The 9,906-nt window shown below is 45.9% G+C and carries 7 protein-coding genes; 5 read left to right on the forward strand and 2 right to left on the reverse strand.

Going from position 1 to position 9,906, the window contains the following annotated elements; all coding sequences use genetic code 11:
* Window positions 1–21: 21 nt before the first annotated feature.
* Window positions 22–2,040 (reverse strand): serine/threonine-protein kinase, encoded by a 2,019-nt coding sequence (locus MiSe_RS19540; RefSeq protein WP_226583920.1) that lies wholly within the window; start codon window positions 2,038–2,040, stop codon window positions 22–24.
* A 331-nt stretch (window positions 2,041–2,371) separates the two neighbouring features.
* On the opposite strand from MiSe_RS19540, the gene dnaA reads away from it, so the two are divergent.
* Window positions 2,372–3,751 (forward strand): chromosomal replication initiator protein DnaA, encoded by a 1,380-nt coding sequence (gene dnaA, locus MiSe_RS19545; protein WP_226583923.1) that lies wholly within the window; start codon window positions 2,372–2,374, stop codon window positions 3,749–3,751.
* A 49-nt stretch (window positions 3,752–3,800) separates the two neighbouring features.
* Here the strand turns inward: dnaA and MiSe_RS19550 are convergent, their stop codons facing one another.
* Window positions 3,801–4,163: a hypothetical protein gene (locus tag MiSe_RS19550; protein ID WP_226583925.1), complete on the reverse strand. Its 363-nt coding sequence runs from the start codon at window positions 4,161–4,163 to the stop codon at window positions 3,801–3,803.
* A gap of 401 nt (window positions 4,164–4,564) precedes the next feature.
* Between MiSe_RS19550 and dnaN the strand changes: the two genes are divergently transcribed.
* The 4 genes from dnaN to sppA all read left to right on the forward strand — a co-directional run bounded on the left by dnaN (window position 4,565) and on the right by sppA (window position 9,640).
* The gene (dnaN, locus tag MiSe_RS19555; RefSeq protein ID WP_226583929.1) at window positions 4,565–5,716 is read left to right on the forward strand and encodes a DNA polymerase III subunit beta; all 1,152 of its coding nucleotides are present in this window, start codon (window positions 4,565–4,567) and stop codon (window positions 5,714–5,716) included.
* Window positions 5,717–5,820: 104 nt separating this feature from the next.
* Window positions 5,821–6,357, forward strand: coding sequence for a bifunctional pyr operon transcriptional regulator/uracil phosphoribosyltransferase PyrR (gene pyrR, locus MiSe_RS19560; protein WP_226583932.1), 537 nt, complete (start codon window positions 5,821–5,823; stop codon window positions 6,355–6,357).
* Between the two features lie 309 nt (window positions 6,358–6,666).
* On the forward strand, window positions 6,667–7,713 hold the full coding sequence (fni, locus tag MiSe_RS19565; protein ID WP_226583934.1) for a type 2 isopentenyl-diphosphate Delta-isomerase: 1,047 nt from the start codon (window positions 6,667–6,669) through the stop codon (window positions 7,711–7,713).
* A gap of 97 nt (window positions 7,714–7,810) precedes the next feature.
* Window positions 7,811–9,640, forward strand: coding sequence for a signal peptide peptidase SppA (gene sppA, locus MiSe_RS19570; RefSeq protein WP_226583936.1), 1,830 nt, complete (start codon window positions 7,811–7,813; stop codon window positions 9,638–9,640).
* The last annotated feature ends 266 nt before the right edge of the window (window positions 9,641–9,906 follow it).

The following is a 9,906-nucleotide window of genomic DNA, read 5'->3' on the forward strand; positions in this document are numbered from 1 at the left end:
AGTTTATCGATGCGGGAACTTTTATTTTAGCGGTATTTGCCAAATTTTAATACTTTTGTCACCGCTACCCGTGGCAACAGTATGCCCATCGGGACTAATCGCCAGCGGGCTAATCGGCAAATTATTCCCATAGTTAAAATCCCCTTTAAGCGTGCGAATTTCTTTTCCGGTGTATAGATTCCACATTTTGATAGTTTTGTCAGCACTTCCACTGATAAGCGTTTGCCCATCCTGTGCCATTGCTAGGTAACTTACAAAACTGGTATGGCCTTTTAGGGTATTAATTTCTTTTCCGCTAGCAATATCCCAAATTTTGATAGTTTTGTCAGCACTGGCGCTCAATAATTTTTTCCCATCTAGACTAATGGCTAGGTAATTAACAAAGCTGGTATGTCCAGTTAGGGTGCGAATTTGTTTTCCCGTTGCCAGGTCCCAGATTTTAATATTTTTGTCCGCACCCGCGCTAAATAATGTTTTTCCATCCTGGCTGATTGCCAGAGAATTTACCGAGGTTAAATGCCCTTTAAGCGTGCGAATTGCTTGCCCATTGGATAAGTTCCAAAGTTTAATAGTTTTGTCGGCACTGGCGCTGACTAATGTTTGCCCATCGGGGGTAATGGCGAGATAATTCACATACCCATAATGGCCTTTGAGGGTAAGAATTTCCTTGCCGGTGGCCAGATTCCAAAGTTTGATAGTTTTGTCGGCACTGGCGCTGAATAAGGTTTGCCCATCGGGTGCGATCGCGAGATAATTAATAAAGCTATTATGGTCTTTAATTGTGCGAATTTCCTTGCCGGTGGCCAGATGCCAAATTTTGATAGTTTTGTCAGCACTGCCGCTAATTAATATTTGACCATCGGGACTAAAAACCAGGGAATTAATAAAGCTGGAATGTCCGGTAAAAATTTTGACTGGCGAGATATTTTCAATCGGGTTAATTTGGGAATTGCAGTAAAATTCCCAACCTCCATATCCTCCCAATGCTACAGCTAAAGCCACGTATCCTAATAATAGCCATTTTTTATTCTGCCTTATAACTTTACTTGGAATTAGGGAAACTTTGGCTGAAGATTGCATCAATATATTGCTGCTACCAGACGCCGGAAATTTAGCATAATACATCTCCTGGGAAATTTTAGCTAAACAGTCTATAATTTCTTGGGTATTTTTAGGTCTATCTGCTGCTTTTGGAGCAATTAGATCATCAATAAAATTGGCAAGTGGTAACGCTAGGTCGGGAGCAAAATTGCGCCAGTTTAATTCATTTCTAATTGCATCATAAATTGCCTGATTGGTCAGGTTCTTGCCCGTGAGTAAATAAACAAAAGTCCGTCCCAAAGAATAGAAATCAGATTGGGGTACGGCGTGACCTTGTTCTTGTTCTGGAGCCGTGTAGCCAGCGGAACTTACCTTTGTAATGCTGCCCGTTCCGCTCACTGCTGCCAGGTAAGTATAGGTCATTTCTCTAGCAGTGCCAAAGTCAATTAATACCAATTGACCGTTGGGGCGGAGCATGATATTTTCTGGTTTTATATCGCGATGAAAGTAGTTTTTTTCATGGACGAGATGCAAAATTTCTGCTAGTTGTTTTAACCAATTTAGCGCTTGGTCTGCGCTGATGGGGTGATTGCCTTGTTGCTGCATCCATTGTTTTAAATTTGGCCCTTCAATTTTTTCCATGACGATGCAATGCAGCGGCTCCTTTGCACCTCTAGGAAAAAATTGAAAGTATCCATCTGGCTCGATTCTAGGAATTCCTGGATGGTTTAACTGACTCAATACTACCGCTTCTTGTTGGAATAGTTCGACGGCTTTGGGATTGGTGTTGTGATCTTCTTTTAAAACTTTGAGGATTTTGGGGGTTGACCCGTCAAATGCTTCATAAATCTTGCCAAAGCCGCTTTTGTCGCTTAAAAGGCGCATTACTAGGTAGCGCCCTTTTAGTAACAACTCCGAACCGCAGTGACGACAAATGGGACTATTGGCGTTGGCGGCGTCGTTAGGCTTGGGACAGTTGGGATTGATACAGTAGCTCATAGCTGGCTACGAAATTCCTCTATCTTCAGTGTAAATAATGGCTCTTTTTTTTCCTGGAGGGATTAGGGGGATTAGCAAGCAATGGTACAAAAGCGAATCCCATCCACCCTGACGCAAACACCAAAGTTTCTATGAAAAATCGTTGGTTTGGCAACTAGAGATAGCAGCTGGAAACAAAGGTGATAGGAACGCCCTTGGGTAAGTCCTCAACCAATGGGAATTGACACGGCTTGCCTTTAATGGTAGGTCAAAACCCTTTCGATGGTGCTGACCAGACTTGCTAAGCTGATTCATACAGTATTTATTGCCGGATAGGGGCGGAGGAAAACCTGTGGAAGTCTCCCTCGAAAATTTATGGAGCCAGGTTCTGGAGCGATTGCAGCTACAGTTGAGCCGCCCTACCTTTGAAACTTGGATCAAAACCGCCACTGCGGAACAACTGGAAAATAACTGTCTGGTGATTCGCACGCCGAATCCATTTGCTCGCAGTTGGCTACAGAAGTACTACATCAAAACCATCGCAGAGGTAGTGCAAGATATTTTGGGTCAGTCGGTGGAAATTTACATTAGCGTCGTCCAAGGGGATGAAAATATTACCAGCGATATGGAAATTTCTTGGCCTCTCCCAGTCAATCCCAATCCGCCAGAAGTTACGTCCGGTCAGCGACCCAGACCGACGACGTTAAATTCCAAGCATGTTTTCTCGCGGTTTGTGGTAGGGTCTAACAATCGCATGGCTCACGCTGCTGCTTTAGCAGTCGCCGAATCTCCAGGGCGCGAGTTTAATCCCCTGTTTCTCTGCGGGGGTGTTGGTTTGGGAAAAACTCACCTGATGCAAGCTATCGGTCACTATCGCCTCGATATTAGTTCGGATGCCAAAATTTTTTACGTTTCCACCGAGCAATTTACCAATGATTTGATTGCGGCGATTCGCAAAGATAGTATGCAAAGCTTCCGCGAGCATTATCGCGCCGCCGATGTATTGTTGGTGGACGATATCCAATTTATTGAAGGGACAGAATATACCCAAGAAGAGTTTTTCCACACGTTCAATACGCTGCACGAAGCCGGAAAACAAGTGGTTTTGGCGGCAGATCGACCTCCGAAGCAGATTTCCCGATTGCAAGACCGCCTTTGTTCCCGGTTTTCCATGGGGTTGATTGCTGATATCCAACCGCCGGATTTGGAAACGCGGATGGCGATTTTACAAAAGAAGGCGGAGTACGAAAATATGCGCTTATCTCGCGATGTAATTGAATACATCGCGACGAATTACACCTCGAATATTCGGGAACTGGAGGGTGCTTTAATTCGCGCTGTGGCGTATATTTCGATTTCCGGGTTGCCGATGACGGTGGAAAATATTGCTCCGGTTTTAAACCCGCCAACGGAAAAAGTCGCGGCGACGCCGGATGCGGTGATCATGGTGGTGGCGGATGCGTTTGAGGTGTCGATTGAAGATTTGAAGGGTAACTCGCGACGACGGGAAATTAGTATGGCACGCCAAATCGCCATGTACTTGATGCGCCAACATACGGATTTGAGTTTGCCGAGAATTGGCGAGGAGTTTGGCGGCAAGGACCATACCACGGTGATGTACAGTTGCGATAAAATTTCCCAGTTGCAAAAGACCGATTCCAATATGGCGAATACCCTGCGCCAGCTGAGCGATCGGATTAACCTCGCCAGCAAATCCCCCAATCGATCCTAATAGGGGCAGGTGGGCAGGTGGGCAGGTGGGCAGAAGAAACCAAGTACGCTCACCGATCTGGGTTTCCGAACTGAGAAACCCGGTTTCTTTGCCTCAGTCCTGTAGAGATATAGGTCGAAACCCGGTTTTTGGCTTCGTCGTGGATAATGCTTAAATGTAAAGGATTGCAAAGAATGTCAGCAACTGTGGAAATTTTGTGGAAAAATCCATAGTTTGAGCGGAAACAGTCATAGAGTAGACAGGACTTACGCCAATCACCTTTGTTTCTCTGAAAAAGGTTTCTGCCCTCGTCGTGCATAAGTCCTGGTATAAATACTCTGTGGAAAACCCAGCCGATTTTTCCACAAGTTTTCCACAGGCTATCGGTTCCGGAAACCGCAATACGGAAAGAATTAGCCGACTTTTTCCACATTTTCCACAGTCATTACTACTGCCGATATTAAAAATTACACTCGTTCAACCAAGTAACGAGGGCGCAAAGTCTTTTTCAGGACTTACGCTTGGGCGTTCCTATCACCTTTGTTTCTTTTTCAGAGAAACCCGGTTTCTGCGAAAAATCGTGGGTTTGGCAACCAGAGATCAACGTAGAAACCGGGTTTCTGGCAACGCCCTGGCGTAAGTCCTGATATAGTTAATTGTGCGAAACACTGTTTTTTCCCTCCCACCTGCTCACCTGCTCACCTGCTCACCTGCTCACCTGCTAGCCTAACGCTACCTCTGCAAGCGGACATGATATGAGTCCTGTTTTTGTTTTCCCGATGGGCAATACAGGTAGTACGATCGGTCAAGTCACTGAAGACAGACACACATCCCATGAAGCTGGTTTGTACCCAGAACGACCTGAATGCCAACCTGTCGCTAGTTAGTCGTGCAGTTCCCTCAAAACCTACCCATCCCGTGTTAGCCAACGTGCTGCTAACCGCAGATGAAGAACAACAACGGGTAAGCTTAACAGCTTTTGACCTGAGTTTGGGTATCCGAACCAGCTTTGCTGCAACTGTGCAAGCTGGCGGGACTTTCACCCTACCGGCAAAGCTGCTCAACGATATTGTTTCCCGTTTACCAGAAGCGGAAATTACTATCGACGATGAAGCGGGAGAATACTTAGTAACCATAACAGTATCTGGTGGACGCTACCAAATCCGGGGAATGGGAACCGAAGAATTCCCAGAACTACCGACGGTAGAAGATGGTCAAACTATCTATATTCCATCTGAGGCTTTAATTGCAGGATTGCACGGGTCTTTATTTGCGACGAGTTCTGACGAAACCAAGCAGGTACTCACAGGAGTTCATTTTACTAGCCAAGAAGATGGTATAGAATTTGCCGCGACGGATGGTCATAGACTCGCGGTGGTTCAAACTGAAGTTGCACCCGGTGGTGAGGAAGAAACTGCTCCCGAACCGATGACCGAATTGAACGTTACCGTTCCGGCAAGAGCGTTGCGGGAAGTAGAGCGGATGCTGGGGACGCGCCAATCTACCCCATCGGTTGTTTTGCATTGCGATCGCTCTCTGGTAGTCTTTGAAATCGGCGACCAGCGCTTAACTACCCGCTTGTTAGAAGGACAGTACCCAGCTTATAGTCAACTGATTCCCCGTCAATTTACCAGGTCTGCAATCATCGAACGCAAGCAACTTTTGAGTGCATTAGAGCGAGTTTCCGTTTTAACAGACCAGAAAAATAATATCGTTAAGGCGAAACTCGATAGCGACAAGCAAACACTAGCTTTAGCTGTAGAAGCTCAAGATATTGGCAGCGGACGGGAGTCGGTTCCCATTCAGCTTTCTGGAGACGATATTGAGATTGGATTTAACGTCAAATACTTGATGGACAGTCTCAAGAATTTAACCACTCCAGAAGTCGAAATGGAACTAGGTAATGCACTGAGTCCTGTGGTGCTGAAGCCTCTGGGAGGTGCGAAAGCAACCCACATCATTATGCCAGTACAAATTCGGTCTTAGGAATTTGGTAATAGGTAATAGCGTTCCCAGGCGCCGTGGTCACGAGGGTAAAAAACCAATTACCAATTACCCATTACCAATTACCCATTACCCACTCAATCCCTATGCCTTCCCAAGTTGTCGAAATTTTATCAGCAGAAGAAGTACGCCGCACGGTTAACCGCATGACTTCCCAGTTGGTGGAAAAGTCCCGCGACTTGTCTAAACTGGTGATGCTGGGAATTCATACCAGGGGCGTTCCCCTAGCTAAAATGATGGCGCGTCAGATTGAATTGCTAGAACAAGTCCAAGTCCCCGTAGGCGCGTTGGATATTACTTTCTACCGAGACGATCTCGATCAAATTGGGGTGCGGACTCCAGAAAAAACAGATATTCCATTTGATATTTCTGGTAAAACTATAGTGCTGGTCGATGATGTAATTTATAAAGGTCGCACGGTGCGAGCGGCGTTGAATGCAGTCCACGAATATGGTAGACCCGAAGCAATTTGGTTAGCCGTCCTAGTTGACCGGGGTCATCGAGAATTGCCAATTCAAGCAGATTTTATCGGTAAAAATTTGCCCACGGCTAAGGAAGAACAAGTTAAAGTTTACCTTCAAGATATGGATGGACGAGATGCAGTAGAGTTAATCAAGCCATAATGCAGTAGCCGATTATCTCATGAATAGAAGCTAATGGCTAATGGCTAATGGCTCATGGCTAATGGCTAATGGCTCATGGCTAATGGCTCATGGCTAATGGCTAATGGCTCATGGCTAATGGCTCATGGCTCATGGCTAATGGCTCATGGCTCATGGCTCATGGCTAATGGCTAATGGCTAATACCAGGGGAAATGCTATATTACGATCTGATAGCAATTAGCAATTAACAATTAGCAATTAGCAATTAGCCATTAGCAACTCCCAAGGTTCGTAACTAACCTGGAAAAAACGTAACTAAATAGATCGCCGTGAATTCAAAAATAACCTCACCAACAGAAACTCAAAATCGCAAGGCAGATCATTTGCGCGTCTGTCTGGAAGAATCGGTACAATTTCAACAAACTACAGGTCTAGAACGCTATCGCTTTACCCACTGTTGTTTACCAGAATTAGATTGGAATGAAATTGATATATCCACAACTTTTTTAGGGAAACAATTGGGCGCGCCCCTGCTCATTTCTTCGATGACAGGCGGAACGGAATTCGCCGGAATTATCAATCAGCGCTTGGCTAAAGTTGCACAAAAGTATAAGCTGGCGATGGGTGTGGGTTCTCAAAGGGTAGCGGTGGAAAATCCCGAAGTGGGGGGGACTTTTGCGGTGCGATCGCTCGCCCCAGATATCCTCCTCTTCGCTAATTTGGGCGCGGTACAACTCAATTACCAATATGGTCTAGATCAATGTCTCCGCGCTATCGATTTATTACAAGCCGATGCCCTAATTTTACATCTCAATCCCCTGCAAGAATCCGTTCAAACTAAAGGCGATAAAAACTTTCGCGGCTTGCTTGACAAAATTGCTGTTTTATGCAAAAAATTGCCCGTGCCGGTAATAGCCAAAGAAGTTGGGAATGGGATTTGGGCGACGATGGCACAAAAATTAATCGATGCTGGAGTGGCTGCTATCGACGTGGCGGGTGCTGGGGGAACTTCGTGGGCGAAGGTGGAAAGCGAAAGGGCAAAAGATGCGATGCAGCGGCGTTTGGGGGCGACATTTGCCGATTGGGGAATTCCCACGGCAGAGTGTATTACGAATGTGAGAGCAATCGCACCCAACATCCCCCTAATTGCCTCTGGAGGACTGCGGAATGGGTTAGAGGTGGGGAAAGCGATCGCTTTAGGTGCGGATATCGCCGGTTTAGCGTTGCCTTTTTTACAAGCAGCAGCTGAATCAGAAGCGGCGCTAGACACTTTAGCCGAGGTGCTAGTAGCAGAAATCACCACAGTACTGTTCTGCACCGGCAACGGGACTTTATCAGACTTAAAACATTCTCTTGCCTTGCAGAAGCTAGCATAGTTGATATTGGTCGGCGTTGGGTCGATCGATCGGGGCAGGTTGAGATATTGCTTGTTATACTCGCCCCGACATAACTGAAAGCAGAAAAATAAAAAATATGCGTGACTTTCTCAAATACACCTTCGCTAGTCTGGTTGGGCAATTGGTTTTCTGTATGCTTGCCGCCAGCGGACTGATTTTTCTGCTGATTGCAGCTGCAACTAGAGATACTGAACCACAAGTTAGGAATAAGTCGGTATTAGTTTTCGATCTATCCCTCAATATTACTGATTCAAGCCGCGCTTCGGGGACGGGAGAACTAATTCAACAAGCTGTATCGGGTGAGGAAGATAACTCGATTACCCTCCGTACTGTTCTGGACGCTATCGAAAAAGCGACTAAAGATCGGCGGATTGTTGGTATTTATTTAGATGGTAATGGAGAATCTGGCAGTGTTGGCGCTGGGTATGCAACGCTAAAAGAAGTAAGGCAAGCGTTGGAAAAGTTTAAAGCATCTGGGAAAAAGATTATTGCCTACGATGCTAATTGGGATGAACGAAGCTATTATTTAGGTTCGGTAGCGGATACGGTTGTGGTGAACCCGTTGGGCGCGATGGAAATGAACGGGTTACGCGCAGAACAAATGTTTTTGGCAGGCGCTTTGGAAAAATACGGCATTGGCGTTCAGGTAATTCGAGTAGGGAAATATAAGTCAGCCGTTGAACCATTTATTCTGGAAAAGTTGAGTGAGGAAAATCGCGCACAAACCCAAAGATTGTTAAACGATATTTGGGGGGAATTTCGCACTACGGTAGGAAAGAGTCGGGAATTAAGTCCGCAGCAAGTGCAAGCGATCGCAGACAATAAAGGTGTGCTAAATCCAGAGGAAGCACAGAAAGGTCGCCTCGTCGATAAAGTCGCCTATTTCGATCAAGTTGTCGCCGATCTCAAGCAACTAACCGACAGTAAAGAAGACGATCGCACGTTCAAACAAATCAGCTTACCCACCTATGGGCGAGTTTCCCCAAGAACTGTCGGCATTAAACGTCAATCTCGCCATAAAATAGCCGTGATTTACGCCGAGGGAGAGATTGTCAACGGACAAGGAGGCGTGAGACAAGTGGGAGGCGATCGCTTAGCGGGTCAATTACGCCGCCTGCGTCTGGATGATGATGTCAAAGCTGTTGTCCTCCGCGTCAACAGTCCCGGCGGTAGCGCTACGGCATCTGAAGTAATCCAGCGCGAAGTCAGGCTAATTCGCGAGAAAAAACCGATAATCGTTTCAATGGGCGATGTAGCGGCTTCTGGCGGTTACTGGATCTCGACTTATGCCAACCGCATTTTTGCAGAACCAAATACGATTACAGGTTCTATAGGCGTGTTTGGATTGCTGCTAGATGTGCAAAAATTAGCCAACAACAACGGCATTACTTGGGATGGGGTAAAAACAGGTCGCTATGCCGATGCCCAAACAATTTCTCGTCCTAAAACTGACCAAGAATTGGCAATTTACCAGCAATCTGTCAACCGGATTTACTATCAATTTTTAGGTAAAGTTGCTAACTCGCGCAAGCTATCAACAAACAAAGTGCAAGAAATTGCCCAAGGACGAGTTTGGTCGGGTTTGGCGGCGAAGCAAATCGGTTTGGTGGATGAAATTGGCGGATTGGATAAAGCCGTTGAATTTGCTGCCAAAGAAGCTAAGTTGGAAGATGATTGGGAGTTGCAAGAATATCCCCGAAGCCGTAGTTTAGAAGAACGGCTGTTTAAGAATTTAGGCGGCGATTCTGCTAGCGTCGATGGGGATGATTTTACGCCGAAAGCGACTCAATCCGATCCGCTTACAGTTGCTTATCAACAACTGCAAAAAGAGCTAACCATGCTGAAATCAATGAACGATCCGATGGGTGTTTATGCCCGTTTGCCATTTAATTTCCGGATTGATTAGATCGCGCTCCTAGGGGCACGGCATGATTAAATCTTGGATTAAGAACCGAAATATCTCTGATGCCGTGCCCCTACTTGGCGATCTGATTGATTAGGGTTTGTTTATTTGGTTTAATTTCCGGATTGATTAGATCGTGATGGTAGGGGCACGGCATGATTAAATCTTGGATTAAGAACCGAAATATCTCTGATGCCGTGCCCTGAAATCAATCAACGATCCGATGGGTGTTTATGCCCGTTTGCCATTTAATTTCCGGATTGATTAGA

The sequence above is a fragment of the Microseira wollei NIES-4236 genome, assembly GCF_020521235.1.
GTDB classification, from domain to species: Bacteria; Cyanobacteriota; Cyanobacteriia; order Cyanobacteriales; family Aerosakkonemataceae; genus Microseira; species Microseira wollei.

Bases quoted from the DNA above. Each gene is read 5' to 3' on its own strand.
- MiSe_RS19540 (WP_226583920.1), bottom strand. From the start codon at position 2,040: ATGAGCTACTGTATCAATCCCAACTGTCCCAAGCCTAACGACGCCGCC.
- MiSe_RS19550 (WP_226583925.1), bottom strand. From the start codon at position 4,163: ATGTGGAAAAAGTCGGCTAATTCTTTCCGTATTGCGGTTTCCGGAACC.
- dnaN (WP_226583929.1), top strand. From the start codon at position 4,565: ATGAAGCTGGTTTGTACCCAGAACGACCTGAATGCCAACCTGTCGCTA.
- pyrR (WP_226583932.1), top strand. From the start codon at position 5,821: ATGCCTTCCCAAGTTGTCGAAATTTTATCAGCAGAAGAAGTACGCCGC.
- sppA (WP_226583936.1), top strand. From the start codon at position 7,811: ATGCGTGACTTTCTCAAATACACCTTCGCTAGTCTGGTTGGGCAATTG.